This window comes from Mesorhizobium sp. WSM4819 (assembly GCF_055811215.1).
This window is the reverse complement of sequence record NZ_JBVVQO010000012.1, coordinates 142012-160351: the sequence shown is the minus strand read 5'-3', so window position 1 is coordinate 160351 and position 18340 is coordinate 142012. Positions and strand designations below refer to the sequence as shown.

The 18340-nt window shown below is 62.4% G+C and carries 17 protein-coding genes and 2 pseudogenes; 8 read left to right on the top strand and 11 right to left on the bottom strand.

Features of this window, described 5'->3' with window-relative positions; all coding sequences use genetic code 11:
- A pseudogene (locus AC0L18_RS13970) lies at positions 1 to 355 on the top strand (S-adenosylmethionine:tRNA ribosyltransferase-isomerase); the annotation flags it as partial.
- Between the two features lie 323 nt (positions 356 to 678).
- On the opposite strand, the gene AC0L18_RS13965 reads toward AC0L18_RS13970, so the two are convergent.
- The 3 genes from AC0L18_RS13965 to AC0L18_RS13955 form a co-directional block, all read right to left on the bottom strand.
- On the bottom strand, positions 679 to 2502 hold the full coding sequence (locus tag AC0L18_RS13965) for an adenylate/guanylate cyclase domain-containing protein (protein ID WP_473492781.1): 1824 nt from the start codon (positions 2500 to 2502) through the stop codon (positions 679 to 681).
- A 392-nt stretch (positions 2503 to 2894) separates the two neighbouring features.
- Complete coding sequence (locus tag AC0L18_RS13960) at positions 2895 to 3023, bottom strand: hypothetical protein (protein ID WP_023796963.1); 129 nt, start codon at positions 3021 to 3023, stop codon at positions 2895 to 2897.
- Between the two features lie 55 nt (positions 3024 to 3078).
- Positions 3079 to 4050, bottom strand: a complete 972-nt coding sequence (locus tag AC0L18_RS13955; RefSeq protein ID WP_473492779.1) for a quinone oxidoreductase family protein — start codon at positions 4048 to 4050, stop codon at positions 3079 to 3081.
- 398 nt (positions 4051 to 4448) lie between these two features.
- Here AC0L18_RS13955 and AC0L18_RS13950 point away from each other — a divergent pair, with 398 nt between their 5' ends.
- The 3 genes from AC0L18_RS13950 (at position 4449) to AC0L18_RS13940 (ending at position 6421) form a co-directional block, all read left to right on the top strand.
- Positions 4449 to 4772, top strand: coding sequence for a winged helix-turn-helix transcriptional regulator (locus AC0L18_RS13950; protein ID WP_473492777.1), 324 nt, complete (start codon positions 4449 to 4451; stop codon positions 4770 to 4772).
- A gap of 163 nt (positions 4773 to 4935) precedes the next feature.
- A complete protein-coding gene (locus AC0L18_RS13945) occupies positions 4936 to 5814 on the top strand; it encodes an ankyrin repeat domain-containing protein (RefSeq protein WP_473492775.1) in 879 nt (292 codons plus the stop codon).
- A gap of 334 nt (positions 5815 to 6148) precedes the next feature.
- On the top strand, positions 6149 to 6421 hold the full coding sequence (locus AC0L18_RS13940; RefSeq protein ID WP_473492773.1) for a hypothetical protein: 273 nt from the start codon (positions 6149 to 6151) through the stop codon (positions 6419 to 6421).
- Positions 6422 to 6557: 136 nt separating this feature from the next.
- On the opposite strand, the gene AC0L18_RS13935 is transcribed toward AC0L18_RS13940, so the two are convergent.
- Positions 6558 to 6797, bottom strand: coding sequence for a DUF1127 domain-containing protein (locus tag AC0L18_RS13935; RefSeq protein ID WP_473492771.1), 240 nt, complete (start codon positions 6795 to 6797; stop codon positions 6558 to 6560).
- A 134-nt stretch (positions 6798 to 6931) separates the two neighbouring features.
- Here AC0L18_RS13935 and AC0L18_RS13930 point away from each other — a divergent pair, with 134 nt between their 5' ends.
- Positions 6932 to 8437, top strand: coding sequence for a winged helix-turn-helix domain-containing tetratricopeptide repeat protein (locus AC0L18_RS13930; protein ID WP_473492769.1), 1506 nt, complete (start codon positions 6932 to 6934; stop codon positions 8435 to 8437).
- A gap of 16 nt (positions 8438 to 8453) precedes the next feature.
- Here the strand turns inward: AC0L18_RS13930 and AC0L18_RS13925 are convergent, their stop codons facing one another.
- Positions 8454 to 8846 (bottom strand): GFA family protein, encoded by a 393-nt coding sequence (locus AC0L18_RS13925; protein WP_473492767.1) that lies wholly within the window; start codon positions 8844 to 8846, stop codon positions 8454 to 8456.
- A gap of 234 nt (positions 8847 to 9080) precedes the next feature.
- On the opposite strand from AC0L18_RS13925, the gene AC0L18_RS13920 reads away from it, so the two are divergent.
- Entirely contained in the window at positions 9081 to 9683 is a 603-nt protein-coding gene (locus AC0L18_RS13920; protein WP_473492766.1) for an ArsR/SmtB family transcription factor, read from the top strand.
- A gap of 173 nt (positions 9684 to 9856) precedes the next feature.
- Here AC0L18_RS13920 and AC0L18_RS13915 read toward each other — a convergent pair whose 3' ends face one another.
- The 5 genes from AC0L18_RS13915 to AC0L18_RS13895 form a co-directional block, all read right to left on the bottom strand.
- Positions 9857 to 10825 (bottom strand): LysR family transcriptional regulator, encoded by a 969-nt coding sequence (locus tag AC0L18_RS13915; RefSeq protein ID WP_473492765.1) that lies wholly within the window; start codon positions 10823 to 10825, stop codon positions 9857 to 9859.
- A 188-nt stretch (positions 10826 to 11013) separates the two neighbouring features.
- Positions 11014 to 13569, bottom strand: a complete 2556-nt coding sequence (secDF, locus tag AC0L18_RS13910) for a protein translocase subunit SecDF (protein WP_473492764.1) — start codon at positions 13567 to 13569, stop codon at positions 11014 to 11016.
- A 706-nt stretch (positions 13570 to 14275) separates the two neighbouring features.
- Positions 14276 to 14638, bottom strand: coding sequence for an SRPBCC family protein (locus tag AC0L18_RS13905; protein WP_473492763.1), 363 nt, complete (start codon positions 14636 to 14638; stop codon positions 14276 to 14278).
- Between the two features lie 495 nt (positions 14639 to 15133).
- The gene (locus tag AC0L18_RS13900; RefSeq protein WP_473492762.1) at positions 15134 to 15610 is read right to left on the bottom strand and encodes an imine reductase family protein; all 477 of its coding nucleotides are present in this window, start codon (positions 15608 to 15610) and stop codon (positions 15134 to 15136) included.
- Positions 15493 to 16065 carry an NAD(P)-dependent oxidoreductase gene (locus AC0L18_RS13895; protein WP_473492788.1) on the bottom strand — a complete coding sequence of 191 codons (573 nt, stop codon included), beginning with the start codon at positions 16063 to 16065 and terminating at the stop codon, positions 15493 to 15495. Before AC0L18_RS13895 ends, AC0L18_RS13900 begins: the two co-directional genes overlap by 118 nt.
- 285 nt (positions 16066 to 16350) lie before the next feature.
- On the opposite strand from AC0L18_RS13895, the pseudogene AC0L18_RS13890 reads away from it, so the two are divergent.
- Together AC0L18_RS13890 and AC0L18_RS13885 are read left to right on the top strand one after the other, a co-directional pair.
- Positions 16351 to 16527 (top strand): annotated as a pseudogene (locus AC0L18_RS13890) (winged helix-turn-helix transcriptional regulator).
- Entirely contained in the window at positions 16466 to 16768 is a 303-nt protein-coding gene (locus AC0L18_RS13885) for a hypothetical protein (protein ID WP_473492790.1), read from the top strand. The pseudogene AC0L18_RS13890 and the gene AC0L18_RS13885 overlap by 62 nt, the downstream one beginning before the upstream one ends.
- A 17-nt stretch (positions 16769 to 16785) precedes the next feature.
- On the opposite strand, the gene AC0L18_RS13880 is transcribed toward AC0L18_RS13885, so the two are convergent.
- On the bottom strand, positions 16786 to 17925 hold the full coding sequence (locus AC0L18_RS13880; RefSeq protein WP_473492761.1) for a LacI family DNA-binding transcriptional regulator: 1140 nt from the start codon (positions 17923 to 17925) through the stop codon (positions 16786 to 16788).
- Positions 17926 to 18340 lie beyond the last annotated feature (415 nt).

The following is an 18340-nucleotide window of genomic DNA, read 5'->3' as shown; positions in this document are numbered from 1 at the left end:
CGGCGCCGGGCTGGAGCTCGATGCCATCGCCGCCGTGGTCATCGGCGGCACCAGCCTGATGGGCGGGCGCGGCAGCCGCATCATCGCGGTCGGCACGAGCGTGGTGCGCGCGCTTGAGGCGGCCGCCAATCCCGATGGCAGCGTGCGTGCAGGCAATGGCATTGCGACGGGCCGCGTCGCGCGAGACACGCCGCTTCGCGTGGTCGATGCGATTCTCACAGGCGTCCACCAGCCCGGCGAAAGCCATTTCGAGCTCCTGCGCGCCTTTGCCGACGATGCTCTGCTCGCCAACGCCTCCGCAGCCTTCGCCGCGCACCGATACCGCACGCATGAATTCGGCGATTCCATGCTGCTCGTCGGCAACCGCTGGATCGATCGCGCGAACCGAACCGTGCGCGAGACGCAGTCTCCACTCTATAGGCGATCCGATGATCTTAGTTTCCAAGGCTTCTGGGAAAACAATGTTTTGACTAAACAATTGATTTAAAACGACTATATTGACATTGGTAACTACGAATCTGGGGATCAGGAGTCCGAATCTCTTCGGCGCGCCAATCGGAGCGCTCAGTCCTCGGGCAGCCGGCCAGAGAACTATCCTTCCAGAAGCGACGCGAGATCAAGGGACGTCGCCTGGCCGGACGTGACGCGCAGGAGGGGGCATCTTTGCAACCGCGACGATCACTCCGGCACGCCGGAGATGCCCAGCGCCTCGACGTAACTCTCGGCGAACACCTTGTCCCGCCACGGGTTGATCTGTCTCTGCAGGGTGAGCGTGTAGGTCGGGAACGCCTCCATCAGCCGCCGCGCCGCCGCCTGCGCCTCGTCCAGCCGGTTGAGTTTGACCAGCGCCATGATCACCACCCGGTGCGAGGAGCCGTAGTTCGGCATCTCGTGCAGCGCGCGTTCTCCCCATGCCAGCGCTTCTTCGTAGCGCTCGAGCATCAGGTAGCTCATCCCGATGCCGGAGAGCGCGATGCCCTTCTCGGGGTCGACCGGGCTCAGCCGCATTGCCCTGTGAAAGTGCTCGATCGCGACGAGCGGGCGGCTGGAATGTGCGTTCACCCAGCCGCTGCCCGTATGGCCTTGCGCCGAATTGGGGTTGAGCAGCAGGGATCGTTCGATCGTGCCCAGCGCCATCTCGTAGTCCTTCGCGCTGTAGGCGATCACCTGCGCGGCGAAGCGTAGGCTCGTGGGGTCGTCGCGCGCTTCCGCCAGTACCTCGCGCGCCATGCGCGCGGCGACCCGGGTATCGTCGGGCTCGTGCCAGCACTGGCTCACGGATAGGCTGCGGATATAGGCGCCGAGTGCCTTCGCCAAGTTGAAGCTGGGGTCGATGCTGAGCGCCTCGTTGGTGAGCCGGCGCACGTCGGCAAAGCCTTCGCGCGTCATGCTGTAGAAGCGCGGCAGCGCGCGAAGGTAGAGGTCGTAGGCGCTGATGTAGTCAGTCGGCTTCATGCGCGCCTGCTTGATCTCCTGCAGCCGGATGCTCGGCTCGACGGCGCCGACGACGCTCTCGGTCACCTTGTCCTGCAGGTCGAAGATGTCGCTCACGTCGCCCTCGAAGCGGTCGGCCCAGACATGGTGTCCGCTGATCGCGTCCACCAACTGCCCACTGATGCGGACCCGCGATCCTGCTCTGCGGATGCTGCCTTCGAGCACGTAGCGGACGCCCAGCTCGCGCCCGACCTGGCGCAAGTCCACCGCCCGGCCCTTGTAGGTGAAGGACGAGTTGCGGGCGATCACGAAGAAGGAGTTCACCCGGCTCAATCCCGTGATGATGTCCTCCACCAGCCCGTCGGCGAAGTATTCCTGGTCGGGGTCGCCGCTCATGTTGGTGAAAGGCAGAACCGCGATCGAGGGCTTCTCGGGCAGGGAAGGCAGTGCAGCCACCGAGGCGCTGGCGTCGGTCTCGACGCGGTAGGCGCGCACAGGCCGCTCGATGTTCTTGAGGCGCAGGTCGCCGAGCGGCGTGAAGCCGCAGTCGAGCTTGCCCTGAAGGTGGTCGTAGGCGGTGCCCGAGACGACCACGGTGCCGGGATCGGCGATGCTTTCGAGGCGGGCGGCGATGTTGACCCCGTCGCCGTAGAGGTCGCCGTCCTCCTCGCAGACCACGTCGCCGAGATTGACGCCGATGCGGAAGCGAATCCGCTCTTCCTCGGGCGTCTCCGCCTCGTGTTCTGCCAGGGCCTGCTGGATCGCCATCGCCGAGGTCACCGCGTAAACGACGCTCGCGAACTCGCACAGCATGCCGTCGCCGGTGAGCTTGACGATCCGACCCTGGTGCTCGGAGACCAGCGGTTCGAGGAGGTCCTTGCGGTAGATCTTCAGCCGCTCGAGCGTGCCGCGCTCGTCGCGCTCCGTCAGGCGCGAATAGCCGACCACGTCGCAAGCCAGGATCGCTGCGAGGCGGCGCTGCGTGGTTATTGCACCGCTCAGCCAAGCGCCTGCACGCGGGCCGCCCCGCGTCCATGTCCTGCCAACTTCCGGACGCCCTATATGCATGGTACCCATCTCTCCCAGTCGTCGCCGATACAGAACGGAGAACGCAGCTGACCCTGCCTTCACGAGACTTCGCTATCCCGCTTGCGAGACGTGGAGCGTTCCAGTCGCCGCGCTAATAGCCAACCGACGACACGCCCACGCAGCCTCTGGGACGCTGACCACTCTCCCAGAAGGCCGGAAATATTTCCTGCTCTGTGTAACCGGTTGACGCCACCGTGGCGGGTGCTTTGTCACCGCGATGTAACAGCGAGATGCCCTACGAACGCCCGCATCACACCAGACGTTCGAGCTTAGAGGTGCTGAGGTCGGCAAGTGGTGCAAAGCCGATCCTCCGCTCCGAGAAGTGATCTTAGAAATCAATGGGCGCAGCAATGACATAGCGGTGCCCAGTTTCATCCTCTCCGACGCGCCATTTGCAGCCGATAGTCGGTGACCGCAAACGGCAGCACATTTTTTTGTTTCTGGCAGATCAGCGGCGATCGGCGGATGGGAAAGCGCCAGCACATTTCCATGGCTGTCATAATCCTGTTCCGCCGTCGCAACGCCTGGTGAATGTCTGATGGATCCACCCTTTGCTCAACTCACCCGCAAAGCGAACTTGCCGACGTAGTGGGTGGCAAGCGCTCGGTGCGCATCGACAACCCTGTCGAACGGGAATGTACGGGCGACATGGACGTCGAACGGGCCAGAGTCGATCAGGCGGTTAAGCTTGTCGGTCGCGTCCTGGCTGCGGGCGCCGTTGTAGCGAATGAGCTCCACGCCGGGCCGGACATTTGGATCGGGCGTCGCGCCGTGCGGGCAGGCGACCCGACCGCCGTCGCGCACTGACGTCAGCGCGCGGTCGGCCGCCTCACCGCTTACTGTGACAAGGGCAGCGTCGAGGCCGCCGGCGGCGAATTCACGAGCGGCCGCCACCACGTCGTCCTTGCGCCCGTTGACGATGGCGTCGGCGCCCAGCCGCTGCGATAGCGCCACGCCGTCATCGCCCGAAGCCACCGCCAATACGCGGGCGCCCAATCGTTTTGCGAGTTGGATGGCCATGTGACCGATACCGCCGCTGGCGCCGAAGATCATTATTGCATCGCCCTGCTTTAGGCCGACCTCTTCCAGGCCGCTGAGCGCGGTCAACGCATCCCAGCCCATGACGCCGGCTTGCTCGATCGTGAGCTTGGCGGGGATGAGCGACACGTTGTCCGCATCCGTCACTGCGTAGGTGGCATAGGTTCCACCCTTGGGAAGTGGCATGGATGCAGCGTACACCCGGTCGCCTTCCCTAAAGCGGCTAACCTGGCCGCCAACGGCGACGACTGCGCCCGCGCAGTCCCAGCCGAGCACATAGGGGAATGTCGACGGCATTCCGAAAGCCCCGTCGTAGCCACCCTCACGCTCGAGCGCGTCCCACGAGGCCACGCCCGCCACTTCGACCCGGATTAGGACATCGCTCGGCCCGACCTCGGGCATTGGCACGGCTCGCACAATAACCAGCTCGGCTCCACCGAACCGGTCGATGGCGGCGGCCTGCATTGTATCCGGTTTTGCATTCCTCATGCTTTTTCTCCTAAAAATACTGTTGGTCATGGAACGGCCACCGCTTCCAGCGGTCGTCGATCGAGCCTCGCCGACGTGATTTGTTGTTTCGCGCCGGAGTTCGCTTTTCGGAGGCGTTCCATGATTGGTTGATGATGAAGGCTTGGATCGCCTCCTGTCCCTTTTGCTGTCCTGTCCCGGACGGTCGTGCGATATTCCGCTTCAAGCAGCGCGCGGGGGAGCGCCGATCCCATACGTCCAGTGTCTGGGGCACCAATTGTAGGCATCATTCCGACATCCCATATTTGACTGGCCCAACGCTCGGCTCGCTTGTCGTCCGAGGCAGAGTTATGGCTTGGGAAGCGCGACACCAATACGCACGCAGGCGTAAGTGGTTACCTGCCGGTAAGGAGGGCAAAGTGAACAAACCCACCGAGAATGGATTGGCAACCGCGATAAAGATGGTTTCCGGCAAGTGGAAGCTGGACATCATCTGCGAACTCGGCGCGACACCACGCAGGTTCGGCCGGCTGCGGCAGTCAATTCCGGCGATCAGCGAAAAGATGCTGACGCAGCAGCTGCGAGAACTCGAGGCAGACGGGCTTGTGAACCGAAAAGTCCATCCGGGTTCTCCGGCGAAGGTCGTCTATTCGTTGACGGAAAGCGGATCGACGCTCTGTGCCGGGGCAGAGGGCTTATGCCGCTGGGGTGAACAGGTGCATTGCTCGGGTCAGCCGGAATGATCGCCGCGATGAAGCGACTGCGGTTCGCACTTTCACGTCGCTGACGATTTACCCGACGAGACTTTCCAACGGTCGATGACGAGGATATCGTCGACGAACTGTCGAACCAGCGCCTTGTTGGCCGTCCTCCAGTTTGACAGTGGGGTGCCGGATGCGCGGGGTTTTGCTGTTCATTCTGTTGGTGCTTGCACCGATTGCATCGCATGCCGCCGCCATCCACGACGCCGCGAAAACGGGCGATGTCGCGGCGATTGCGGCAGCGCTCGACGCAGGTGCCGATGTCGATGAGAGTGATGGGCAAGCCACACCACTCTATCTTGCGGTCAGGGGCGGGCATTTTGCGGCGGCAAAACTGCTCATCGAACGCGGTGCCGACGTCAACGCCGCCCCGACGCCGGGTTTGGGTCCTGCCCTCATGCCGGCTCTGGCAAAACGCCGGATCGATTTGATCAATCTGTTGCTGGAGAGGGGCGCAAATCCAAATTCGCAGCGCAACCGCGAAAACGCCCTTCACATCGCCGCCAGATCCGGTTGCCTCGATTGCGTGAAGGCACTGGTTGAGGCCGGCGCGGATGTGAATGCGAAGACAAAGGACGGCAAGACATCGCTCCATCTGGCGAAATTCAAGGGGCAACGCGAAGTGGCTGATTATCTCATCGCGCACGGCGTCATCTTGCCAACGCCAGCCCCGATCTCGAAGAAGTTGGCTGCCGCCGACGTGGAGAAAGGCCGAGCCTCCTTCTCCCGCCTCTGTGCCTACTGCCACAATGCCGTGCCGGACGAAGGGGCCAATCAGGGACCGACTTTGTGGAACGTCGTCGGTCGCGACAAGGCATCTGTGGCCAAGAGGCGTTACTCCGACGCCTTGCTGGCATGGCAGGGTGTCTGGACATACGAGGACCTGAACAAATTTCTGCTTGAGCCCATGCTCACGACGCCGGGCGTTTACATGGAAGTGCCGGGTGCTCCGGACGGGACTGAAAGAACAAACATAATTGCCTACTTGCGCACACTCAGTGACAAGCCCATCCCGCTACCCTGAGCCCTCGCGCCCAGGAGTGGCGCGGCCGGGTTGCGCCGAAGCCGATGAGCGCTCGAATTCTGCATGGAGGTCACTTCGCTTCCCCTTGACCATTGACCGGTTGGTCCGATCTTGGCTGGGGCGGCGAGAGCAGTTTTTGGGGCGCAAGTCGGACCGCTCCGAGCGGTGATCTCAGAAAGGCGCAGCAACAATGTACGAGACCCAGTTTCATCCTGTCCGGCGCGCCAAGCCACACTTTGGGGCTAGACTGCAGTGCACGCTCCGCATGCCCAGCCGTTGAGTTCACCTCGACTTGGCTTTGAGTTGCGCTATCTAGCCAAAAATGGAGGCAGCCGTGCGTATGAAGTTCCTACTGGTGACATCAGCGACGATGATGGCGACAGTCGTTGCCCACGCGGGCAGCCAGTCCTCGAACACCAGCTCGAATAGCTCGTCGAACAACGGCGTTGTGCGTGAGCGGATTGTCGAGACCTACTGTGAAGATGACTATTGTGAGACCTACGTCAAACGCAGCGTTTACCAGGAAGACCGATCCTCCCGTCGTTACAAAGACTATGATCGTCGCCGCTATCGCGACCGCTACACCGATGAAGACGACGAGGACTAAGGAAGAAGCCGGGCCGCTGACGCATGCCAAGGCCCGATCTTGGCATCGGATCGGCGGCCCAGCTTCTCGCATCGTTCCGAAATTTTTGGCCCACCCAGGACGAGGATGACGGTTCGCGACTTTGCGGCGACAAGGATTATCGCCGCCAGAAGGGCTTGGCGATCTCTGCCTCGACCTGCCGTCTCGTCAGCCCGATGTCGTCGATCAAATGCGGATTGTCCTTCGCCATCTGCTCAAGCTCCCAGCGAAAGCGTTTCCGGTCGTCCCAGGCCGCGATGATGCTTCGCAGGGTCGTCAGGTGCCGACGCAATATTCCCGCCGGCTCGACGGGCGTTGCCCCTGCCTGATGCGGGGCCGATGCAAGAGTATCGTTCATAGCAACCTCCATAGGTTTGAGGTCCAGGGACCTTCGACCTGAAAGAGGCTGAATTCTGCAGGATACGAACAGCGTCGTAATTAAGCTCTGCCAAATAGTTCTCAAAGCTTCCAAACGGGCTATAGATACGCCGCATGCAGGGATCGCGCTTCGCCTTTGGTCCGTTCGTGCTTGATCCCGGTGCGGGAACGCTGCTTCGCAACGATGTCCCCGTTGCCGTAGGGTACCGCGGGCTAAAGCTGCTTGCGGCGCTCGTTGGACGAGCCGGCGAAATCCTTGAGAAGGCCGAGTTGATGGACGCGGCGTGGCCGGGCACGGCCGTCGAGGAAGGCAACCTCACCGTACAGATCGCGCTGCTGCGAAAGCTGCTTGGCCCGGCTGCAGATGGCGGCGAATGGATCGCCACGGTTCCGCGCGTCGGCTACCGCTTCACGGGGCCCGTCGAACAGCTCGGCGCGAAGCGAAAACCTTTGCCGCTGCCCGGCAAGCCATCGATAGCGGTGCTGCCCTTTGTCAATGTCAGCAACGATCCCGAGCAGGAATCCTTCGCGGATGGCTTGACCGAAGACCTGATCACCGACCTGTCCAGGATCTCCGGGCTGTTCGTCATCGCACGCAACTCGGCCTTCGCCTACAAAGGAAAGGCGATGGACGTACGCGATATCGCACAGGATCTCGGCGTGCGCTACCTGCTGGAGGGGAGCGCACGGCGCGTTGCGGGGCGCGTGCGCATCAACGCCCAGCTGGTCGACGCAGTGAGTGGCGACCATCTATGGGCGGAGCGCTTCGATCGCAGCCTGGAAGACATTTTTGCCGTTCAGGACGAGGTCACCGGCAAGATCGTCGAGGCGTTGCTCGGCAGGCTGCGCGCACCGCCGCCGCGCAACCGGCCCAAAAGTCTCGAGGCTTACGATCTCTGCGTGCGGGCGCGAAAGCTGATGGATGACACGCCGCAGACGGCGCGCGAAGCGCATCTGATGCTTACCCGCGCGGTTTCGCTCGATCCGGAATATGCCGAGGCCTATCGCTGGCTTGCCATGAACCACTGGATGGGATGGGTGCATTCCGGCGGACCAACCAAAACGGCCCGTAGCGTTGCGTTGGAACTGGCGCGCAAAGCCGTGGCGATCGATCCGAACGATGCCGGCTGCCGCTGGGTTCTGGCTTACCTGCTTGCCTATGAGCGCAGCTTCGCCGAGGCGGATGCGGAATTCGCCAGGGCGATCGAGCTCGATCCGAACGAGGCCGATGCCTGGGCGGCATTGTCCGACATCGCGGTCCTGGCCGGACGGGTCAAGGAAGGCCTTGAGCACATTCGCAAGGCGTTCCGGTTGAACCCGTTTCCGGCAAGTTGGTACTATCTGACGCTTGGCCAGGCGCAATATGCCGCCGGCCAATACGAAGCGGCTGTCGAAACACTGCGCAGGGACGAGACTTATCGTACAAGCTCGCGCCGCTTCCTGGCGGCAAGCCTTGCCCAACTGGGCCAGGTCGACGAGGCGCGCGCAGAGGCCGAACTGTTCCTCGTCGGCAACCCGCATTTCACCACGCGCCACTGGACCGCGACGGAGCCATTCCGCGACGCTGCGACGCTCGAGCATTTCGTCGATGGCTTCCGCAAGGCCGGCCTTCCGGAGTGACGTGCCGTTCGTGCGACTATTCCTCAAGGCGACTCGTGGCGTCACGATCGCGCTCGTACCGTCTGGTCAGCGGAAACGGCGGCAACCAGGACTCGCGACGGATGATCCAGCTTTCGTAGGTTGGCATCAGTTGGTCAGGGGCATCCAGGGATCCCAGGTTCACTTCGATTTCGTCTGCGGTGCGTCCGAAAATTGTCGAGCCGCAGCGGGGGCAGAAAAACCGCCCGGCGTAGTCGCGCGTCTCGCCTTCGATCGTCACCGCATCCTGGGGGAACACCGCGGAAGCGTGAAAAAGGGCGCCATGATGCTTGCGGCAGTCAAGACAATGACAAATGCCGACCCGGTATGGGAGTCCCGACGCCACAATCCGGACGTTGCCGCACAGGCAACCGCCAGTGAATCGGTCCATGCTGCGTCTCCTCCAAAATCAAGTGGTCGCAATGGCTACAACGAACGGCACCGTCATTGCAATTGCCCCGTGCGGGGCCGTCTGCGGGACGCATCGACTCCGCAGTGGGCGATAGCTGGCTCGCTTGCTGCAGCCGCAACCAGCTGGAAAGTTCGGACGAAGCGGCCCTTTCGCTCTTGACAATTACACTCGTCAACGCGCATTGACAGGAAAGATTGTCAATGTGAGGGCTGCATGCTCGATATCGAAGTCATAGATCGGCCGAGCGCGGCCGCCGCCGCGTTGGAGCCCGTTCGGAGTCAACTCCTCTCAGAACTGCGGGAGCCGGCCTCGGCCGCTACCCTCGCCACACGCCTCGGCCTCAAGCGGCAGAAGATCAATTACCACCTGCATGCTCTGGAGGAGCACGGGCTTGTCCAAGTTGCAGACACGCGCAAGTGGGGTGGCCTGACGGAGCGGCTCATGGTGGCGAGCGCCACAAGCTATGTCATCTCGACGAGCGCACTGGGTCCGGTCGGCGCCGATCCGGACAGCACCCCGGACCGCCTGTCGGCAAGCTACCTGATCGCGCTCGGCGCCCGGCTGGTGCGGGAGATCGGAGTTCTCCAGCGCGCCGCCACCGATGCCGGCAAGCGCTTGGCGACCTTGGCGATCGACACCGAAATCCGCTTCCGCTCCGCCGCCGACCGCGCCTCGTTCACGCGTGAATTGACTGAGGCCATCACCACGCTGGCGGCACGCTATCACGACGAAACCGCGCCGCAGGGACGGTCGCATCGCCTTGTCGTGACGGCGCATCCGTCACCAGCCAAACCGCAAGGAAAGGAGATTCAGTAAAAAAGATGCTGCCGGCGATCGCTCGGTCGATGCAGCAAGCATCGCAAAACGGGAGGAGCCAAAATGGCGAACCCGGCTTGGAAAGCACTTCCCAACGCCCGCGGAGTAGCGCCGCAGGGGAAACGCAATTGTCAGTTTCATCCACGCTGGCGGCGCCGACGAAGCTTTCCGAGCTATGATTGCCGACTTCGTGCGGGCAAGCCGCTGGGGTGCTTCTGCGCAGTCTGCTCCGCAAGCAGATCGAAGAGCCATGCCACGCCCGCATCCATCATCGCGACCTTGGGAGCGACGGCGTTGAGCCGGAAGCCGGGCAACGGCAACGGGGCATCGAGGCTCAGCACGCCGAAACGCGCCGCATGCATGGCAACGAACCGCCGCGGCAGGGCCGAGATGAGGTCGGTCTCGGCGATGACCGCGAGCGCAAACATGAAGTTCGGAACCGTCAACGCAACCCGTCGCGCCCGGCCTTGCTTGGCCAGTTGTTCATCGACGAAGCCGTAAGGATCGCCGCTGTCCGAGACGACCAGATGCTGCATGCTGCAGTATCGTTCCAGGCTCGGATCACGCGCGAACGGATGTCCAGGGCGCATGGCAATGACAAAGTCCTCTTCGTAGATGCAGCGCTTTTCGAAGCGAGGCGGGATGTCATCGGACGGAATGATCGCGATATCGATGGCGTGCGCCTCGAGATCGACAATCGCGCTCCGCCAGACGCGGGCTGGCGAGGGCAAGATCTGACGCACGCCGACGTCGATGCGTGGCGCAATCCGGCTGAGTTCGGCGAGGAGCGGGCGCAGGATCACGGCTGAGACACCGTCCGGTGCGCCGATTGCGAACCGGCGCATGGCCGTGGCGGGATCGAAGGGCGCGGCAGTCGCCATCACGCTGCGCACGCGCGCCAGAACGTCGGCGATCGGCGCGGCGAGTTCCGTAGCACGCGCCGTCGGCACCACGCCCTTGGGCGTTCTCAGGAACAGCGGATCGTTGAGGAGCCGGCGCAGCCGGCCTAGTCCGTGACTGACTGCCGATGGCGTCAGGTTAAGCCGGTCCGCCGCCCGGCCCACGTGGCCCTCTCCGAGCACGGCCTCGAAGAGGACGAGGAGATTGAGATCGGTGCGCGAAAGATCAGTTTCATTCAGCATATTCCTGAAATCATATCATCGGCTTCATCAAGATCAACATGCAATTCTGCCGGCTGAGCGGTGCATCGCTCGGACGAACGCGAATGGCGGCTCGAGCACCGTCACGCGGACCCGCTCGTCCCGGGTGTCAGCCTGGAGCAGGCGGCCGCGCTGGAGCTACAGCGGACCCAAAGAGATGGCACCGCCCATTACAAGGCCTGTTGCGCTGGCGGCTCTTTCGCCACTGCGGCTTCCTCCTGGCTGAGGGCGCCCGGCCGGAGCTTGAACAGGATCAGCAGCGGCCCGGCGACGAAGATGGAGGAATAGGTCCCGGCGAGGATGCCGAAGATCATTGCGACTGTGAAGGACTGGATCACCTCGCCGCCCCAGATCGAAAGCGCCGCCAGCGCAAACAGCGTGGTCACGCCGGTCAGGACCGTTCGCGCCAGCGTCTGGTTCATCGACAGGTCGAGCAGCTCGGCAATCGGCATTCTTTTATAGCGGCGCAGATTCTCGCGGACCCGGTCATAGACGACAACCGTATCGTTGATGGAATAGCCGACAATAGTCAGGATCGCGGCAATCGAGGTCAAATTGAACTCTATGCCGGCGACGACGTAGAAGCCGACCATCAGGATCACGTCGTGGAACGTCGAAATGATGGCGCCGAGCCCGAACTGCCACTCGAACCTGATCCAGATGTAGACGAGCATCGCCAGCAGCGAGGCGAGCACGCCCATTGTGCCGTTGAACGCGAGTTCGGAGGACACTGTCGGACCGACAACCTCGATGCGGCGGAACTCGTAGTCGGTTTCGAGCGCGCTTCTTACCTTCTCGACGGCGGACTGTTCGGCAACGTCGCCGCCCCCCTGGGTGCCGATGCGGATCAGCACATCCCGGGCCGAGCCGAACTCCTGCACCTGCACCTCGCCCAGTTCGAGACCCGTCAGCCGCTCACGGATGTCGCCGATGTCGGCCTGCTGGCCCTTTGCCTGCACCTCGATGCTCGAACCACCGCGGAAGTCGATGCCGTAGTTCATGCCGACAGTGAAGAACAGCACCGCCGAAGCGATCGACAACAGCACGGACAGCGTGAAGGCGTATTTTCTGAAGGCCATGAACGGCACGCGCGTGTCGTCGGGCACCAGCCGCATGACACCGGCGGGCATGGTTTTCGGCCGCTGCCGGCGAAGCCAGAACGCGACCAGCCAACGCGTCAGCGTGAACGCCGTGAACACGGTGGTGACGATACCGATGGCGAGGGTGACGGCAAACCCCTTGATCGGCCCCGAGCCGAGGAAGAACAGGATGACGGCGGCAATCAGCGTCGTCACATTGGCGTCGACGACAGTCGCCAGCGCCTGTTTGAACCCGGAATCCATCGACTGCACGATCGAGCGCCCTTGGCGGTTCTCTTCGCGGACGCGCTCGAAGATGATGACGTTGGAGTCGACCGCCATGCCCATCGTCAGCACGATGCCGGCGATGCCAGGCAGCGTCAGCGTCGCCCCGAGCACGGACAGGACGGCGATGATCAGTGCGACGTTCGCGAGGAGCGCGATATTCGCGATCAGCCCCAGTCGCCCATAGGCGAACAGCATGAAGCCGACGACGAGGACCCCGGCGATGATTGCCGCGAACTGGCCCGCCTCGATCGAATCGCTGCCGAGGCTCGGACCGACGGTGCGCTCCTCGACGATGGTGAGGTCGGCAGGCAGTGCACCGGCGCGCAGCAGGACCGCAAGATCGTTCGCGCTCTCCACCGTGAAACTGCCGGATATCTGCCCGGTGCCGCCCAGGATCGGTTCGCGGATCTGCGGCGCGGAGATCACCTCGTTGTCGAGGATGATCGCGAACAGGCGCCCGACATTGGCCTGGGTAGCCTGACCGAAGCGGGTGGCGCCGCGGCTGTCGAAGCGAAACGAGACCACCGGCTCGTTGGTGCGCTGGTCGAAAGTTGCCTGCGCATCGACAAGGTTTTCGCCGGAAACGATGATCCGGTTCTCGATCAGATGCGGAACCCGCGGCTCTTCCGTCGAATACATCACCGTCGAGCCCGCCGGCGGGCGGCCGGAGATCGCCTCCTCGACCGGGATCGACTGGTCGACCATCTGGAAGGTCAGCTTAGCCGTCTGTCCGAGGATATCCTTCAGCCGCTGCGGATCCTGCAGGCCCGGCACCTGGACCATGATGCGGTCCGATCCCTGGCGCTGGATGATCGGCTCGGTCGTGCCGAGCTCGTTGACGCGCCGGCTCACCACCTCGATCGATTGGGTCAGCGCCGCGGCGATCCGGTAGTCGATCCCGGCTTCGGTCAGCGTGAAGCGCAGCAGGCCCGGTTCCGGCTCGGTCATCTCCATCTCGGTCACCGAGCCGCTCATGAACATGCCCGTCGAGATCGGCTGCACCAATCTTTCGAGCGCGCTCTTCGCCGCTTCGATCTGGCCTTGGTCGCGAATGCGGACCTGGATGGAACTGGCGGTGCCGGCAAGCCCGGTATAGCCGATCTGGGCATCGCGCAGCGATGTGCGGACCTCGTCGCGTGCCGATTCGAGGCGTTCGTTGGCAAGGTCCTGCCGATCGATCTGGAGCAGGATGTGCGAGCCGCCCTGCAGGTCGAGCCCCAGCGTCAGCTGCTGCTTGGGCAGCCAATTCGGCAGCGATGCCAGAGTGGAGGCGGGAACCAGATTGGGAGCTGCGTAAAGAATACCGGCCAGGACCGTCAGCCAGATGAGAATGGTCTTCCAGCGCGAAAAATGCAGCATGTTCTTGTCCGTTCAGCCCATATCGGGCACAAACCGCCTCCGACAAGAGCTTTGGCGTTCCGATCGGCGAGCAACTCGACGAACGGAACGCGATGTGAAGTTTTGCGAGTCTAGAGCCGCGGTCGCGCGGCCAGGTTCACGCCGTGAGAAGCGGAGGCGCGCGCGCATCAAAGGCGTGGATCGGCGACATTTCCGGCCGGCCGTCAGACCATATGCCAAACGGTGCGGCTGACGCAGTTTCGAGCGGCAGCCGCAAATCCGCGATAATGCAAAACGGTTTGCCATCTCTCGCAATGACAGGTGTCTTGACACGGGAAGTCTCAGCGCCGACGTGGCGCGCAACGCTGCGGGCAAGGACAGTCGGGTGTGCGACTGGCTCGGTCGCGCCGATTTGGCCTTCGGCAAGGTCATGCGCAACCTGGTCGGCTGTTGCCGCAGGAATGGTCCAGATCAGAAAGAGCAGCGAAGCCAGCAGCCGCAGACCGGCACCCAGGCTGAGCACGACGCCGGGCCCGTCCCGTCCTCGGCCGCCTCGTCTCATCCCATCGCTACGGCGTGCATACACTGCGACCAAAACGCTTTCGCTTTCGTTGCCTCGGTAAGCGGCGAGCCGCTTTCCTGGTCTCACTATAGCACTTGCGTTGCGAATTGAAGCGCAGCTTTCACGTACTCAAAGGGTAAGTCAGTTGGCCGATCGGCTGGCAGCCTACCGCTTCTCGACCAACCGGACATAGTTTTGCAGGATACCGCACCAGCCACGATCGGATTCGAAGATCTCACGCACCGCTTCACCGGCCGCGCCCATGTTCTCAAGCTGACGATGCTCGAGCTCGACGCGAGTCGCGTTCTCGCCGGCCTCGGAGAACTTGACCTCGACTTCGGTCAGCAGCGACGGATCATATTGCCAGTCGGCGCGAATCCGCCATGCCAGGACGATGCGGTTTGGCGGCCAGCACTTCGCCCCAGTCGCATTCCGTCCCATCCTCGCCACCGATATCAGCATGTATTCCAAGGCGATGGCGGCAAGCGGCGTCGCTATTGCGAGATTATCGATCGGCTGGTGGCGCACGGGCTGGCACGCGCTGGTCGATCAGCTTGACCGTGCCAACGGCCCAAAAAAGCCGATGATACGCGTTATTCGCGTATGACCAGGGTCGAGGAAGGCTATGTCCAAACCCTCAGGGAAGGACGATCGATCAGGCATCACAAACTTCCACGCAAAGCGTGCGATCCCATGATGAACATCCACGTCACTTGTCCGTAGATGCGGGCACCGGGACGCTTGGCCAGAACTCTTGCGATGTGCGCGAGCAGTTCTTCCACGCCAGTCGCATGGACTGTAGGGTCTGTGTATGTCGCGCCGTCGCTCCAGATCGGTAACAGCAATGCCCGCCGCTGCTCGGCGTTCTGATCGGACAATACGAATCGATGAGAAGCGTCAAAGGCATTCTATTCCCCCAAGTAGGTCACTGGTCTGACCGGCCCTGCTCGGACAACAAAGCCCGATCCCGCTGGCTGACGGCAAAGCGTGGTCCGCCTCAATAAGGCCGGAGACCAAATCCGCTCAGCCAGTCAGAAGGGATCCGCCTCGCACTCCAGATCGGAGAGATCTCTTATCCGGACTTCCCAGAAATTGCGACAACGCTGCGAAATCATCATGTAAGCGGCCAGTTGCAATCGCCCGTTGGAAGATCGCGTCGTAACCGTCGGCCACAGAGCGGTCGATCTTGCGCGCCTCCATCAGCTCCAAAAGATGCTGGAATGCGCCGTAATGCGGGGAGATCGACGAGAGCGTCTCATCGTCGCTGGCAAAACGGCCAGCATCCGTTCGCTTGATCAGGTCGGCGACAAGCCCGTCAACAACAGGCGCTGTTGCGGTCCACTGCCGAGCCAACTCGCCGAGGTCGATCTCTTCGGCCTGACTCACGGCGATCGCATGCAGCGTGCCGAACAGCGCGCCCCACGTGAGAGCAAGCAGCGCGCTATCAAGTGCGTTCGCACGTCCCGGCTCTTCCCCGATATGCTGGACATTGCCGCCCAAGGCACGAAACATCTCCTCGTTCGCGTCGAAGCCTGGCTTGGCCCCGAGATCAGTATCGTCCCGGCATCTGTGCCGATGAAATCCGGCGTGGCCATGATTGCGCCATCGAGATAGCTGGCTCCGTGCTCGGCAAACCATTCAGCGGCTTCAAGTGCGCCATGCGGCGTTCCCGAAGTGAGTTCCACGACCAGCTTGCCGCGAATAGCTGAAGCAACAGCATCGTCGTGCAGAACTGCAGCGGTTGCCTGGTAGTCACTTACGTTCACAATGACAATTTCAGCCGCATTGACAGCTTCCAGGACGGACCCCGCGACAGTGGCGCCGAGCGTGGCCAGCGGTTCGGCCTTCTGTTTCGTCCTGTTCCAGACCGTCGTCCGATATCCCGACCGGAGCAGGGCGCGGGCGAGCGCCGATCCCATACGACCCGTCCCGACAACGCTGATTGAAAGCTTCATTGCAACACTCCATGCCAATAGACGCCAATAGGCGAGCGGCGCCAATGTTTGCCGTCAAGGGCAGAGGTATGTCGGAGTGAATGGGGCGCATAATACGCACCTGGAGGTAAGTGGTTACCCAACGGTAAGGAGAGCATCATGAATGAGCCGACGGGCAATTGCGGCTTCGCAACGGCGATCATGGCGATCGAAGGGAAGTGGAAAGTGGATAGTCTTTGTGAGCTTGGAACGGCGTCTCGCAGGTTCGGCCGATTGAGGCAGTAGATTCCGGCGATCAGTGAAAAGATGCTGACGCAGCAATTACGCGAACTGGAGGCTGACGGGCTTGTGAACCGAGAAGTCTATCCGTGATCGCCGACCAAGGTCGTCTATTCGTTGACAGAAAGCGGAGCGGCGCTCAATGCTGGAGCAGAGGCGTTATGTCGTTGGGGTGAGCAATTCCCTTCCCGCACCGATGCTTAAGGATGCCGTTCGCCATGCGAGTTGGAAGTTGGCTCATGGCGCTTCGCCCTCGGCCGAAAACAGCGACAGCCAATACCGGGCGATATCGTTGCGGCGCATGAAGACGGCGAAACTGTATGTCAATCCGCAGAACTCTGGACACAAGGATGCCGATCCACCACGCCAGGCGACAATTTCGGGGCCACCGCCCTTTGCGGGGCTTGTCTGGCTTGGAGCGGCATCAGTACGGCGTTTGCATTGACGGAAGTCTGGAGGTGCTCAGCTGGCTGTCAGTCCGTGTGTGCGCCCAGGCGCCACGGCACTGACCGATTCCCGCTCGACCAGCGGGCATTCAAGCTTGGTAATGGGGTAGCGGCCGCGGCCGGGCGGTGCAGGGACTTCCAATTGCTCGATCGCCCATTGCCCCATCGCCATATGCGGCAGGATCGACGTCGTCAAAGGTGGGAACAGATGCCGGGCGATTTCCTCGTCGTCATAGCCGATCACGGAAATATCCCCAGGGATGTGCAGGCCGGCTTCCTTCAGCGCTTCGTAGCAGCCGATCGCGGTTCGGTCGTTCTGGCAGAAGATTGCGGTTGGGCGGTCCTTGAGCGCCAGAAGCTTGACGGTCGCGGCGTAGCCGGCGCTCGCTGACCAGTCGCCCTCGACCACCAGCTCCGCATCGAACGGGATGTCGGCCGTCGCCAGCGCCCGGCGGTAGCCCTTCAGCCGATCCTGCGCCGCCTGCATCCACGGCTCGCCGGTGATTGTGGCGATGCGGCGGTGGCCATGGCTGATCAGGTGGCGGGTGGAACTCTGCCCGCCGGCGATTTCGCTCGGCACCACGGCGGGGAAGGCGTAGTCGGCGGTATAGCAATTGAGCAGGATGACCGGGATATCGAGGTCGTAGAGATAGTCGGGCGCGGCGATCTCGCGCGTGAAGATGGTCATGTAGATCAGCGCCGAAATGCCTCGCTTGGTCAGTGCCGCAATCGCGCGCGGCTCCATGACGGAATCACCCAAAGTCTGAGCGACCAGCACGACGTTCCCGGCATTCCACGAGGCTTGGCGCGCTCCTTCTATGGCGACGACTGCCTCGGGACTGGTCGCCAGTTGATCGACTGCGAAGCCGATCACCCCGTCCAGCCCTTCGAACGAGGCGATGGGGCTGCGAAGAGCAGAGAAGGCTGGTGGCGCATAGCCGAGACCCCGCGCGGCCTCAATCACCCGATCGCGGGTCTGCTGCGAGAGCCTTATGCCCGGCGTGTTGTTGAGGACGAACGAAACCGTTGCCTGCGAGCAGCCGGCGGCCTTGGCGATATCGGTCATGGTGACGCGACTCTTGGGATTCTTGGCCGATGGCTTTCGGCGCCGGGAGGCTTCGAGGGGAGGATCGCGCAGATCCGTTGGTTCGCTCATGGCATTGTATTCCATATTCCCGGCTTGGCTAACCAGCGGTCGTCCTGGGACATCATTAAAGACGGCAGGACGGCCGACGGCGCTTCGCATTTATAAAACAGGCATCGATTAATCATTATTATCATCCTGGCAGCCGAATGGCTAGCAGCGCGGAGACAGCGATACGCGGTTCTGGAGATCGATTGCTGGGAACGTGATCCAATTTCAAGGTTCCCTTTCTCACCACACGGCAGGCAGCCATTCGCCAGCGACAACCAGGTTTCCAACCAGAGACTAATACTATTTACTAATAGCAGTAAGCGTTCTATTCTCAATTCGTCATGCCCGGCTCGGGACCGAACGGGCCATGACGGGAAGCAGGCGTGTGGCGCGGCATCCGGGCTCTTGGGCCGGCAAAGCAACGCCACGCAATTAC

Bases quoted from the DNA above. Each gene is read 5' to 3' on its own strand.
- AC0L18_RS13920 (WP_473492766.1), top strand. From the start codon at position 9,081: ATGCTCGATATCGAAGTCATAGATCGGCCGAGCGCGGCCGCCGCCGCG.
- AC0L18_RS13960 (WP_023796963.1), bottom strand. From the start codon at position 3,023: ATGACAGCCATGGAAATGTGCTGGCGCTTTCCCATCCGCCGATCGCCG.
- AC0L18_RS13885 (WP_473492790.1), top strand. From the start codon at position 16,466: ATGCTGGAGCAGAGGCGTTATGTCGTTGGGGTGAGCAATTCCCTTCCC.
- AC0L18_RS13915 (WP_473492765.1), bottom strand. From the start codon at position 10,825: ATGCTGAATGAAACTGATCTTTCGCGCACCGATCTCAATCTCCTCGTC.
- AC0L18_RS13880 (WP_473492761.1), bottom strand. From the start codon at position 17,925: ATGAGCGAACCAACGGATCTGCGCGATCCTCCCCTCGAAGCCTCCCGG.
- AC0L18_RS13895 (WP_473492788.1), bottom strand. From the start codon at position 16,065: ATGAAGCTTTCAATCAGCGTTGTCGGGACGGGTCGTATGGGATCGGCG.
- AC0L18_RS13925 (WP_473492767.1), bottom strand. From the start codon at position 8,846: ATGGACCGATTCACTGGCGGTTGCCTGTGCGGCAACGTCCGGATTGTG.
- AC0L18_RS13935 (WP_473492771.1), bottom strand. From the start codon at position 6,797: ATGAACGATACTCTTGCATCGGCCCCGCATCAGGCAGGGGCAACGCCC.
- secDF (WP_473492764.1), bottom strand. From the start codon at position 13,569: ATGCTGCATTTTTCGCGCTGGAAGACCATTCTCATCTGGCTGACGGTC.
- AC0L18_RS13965 (WP_473492781.1), bottom strand. From the start codon at position 2,502: ATGCATATAGGGCGTCCGGAAGTTGGCAGGACATGGACGCGGGGCGGC.
- AC0L18_RS13930 (WP_473492769.1), top strand. From the start codon at position 6,932: ATGCAGGGATCGCGCTTCGCCTTTGGTCCGTTCGTGCTTGATCCCGGT.
- AC0L18_RS13955 (WP_473492779.1), bottom strand. From the start codon at position 4,050: ATGAGGAATGCAAAACCGGATACAATGCAGGCCGCCGCCATCGACCGG.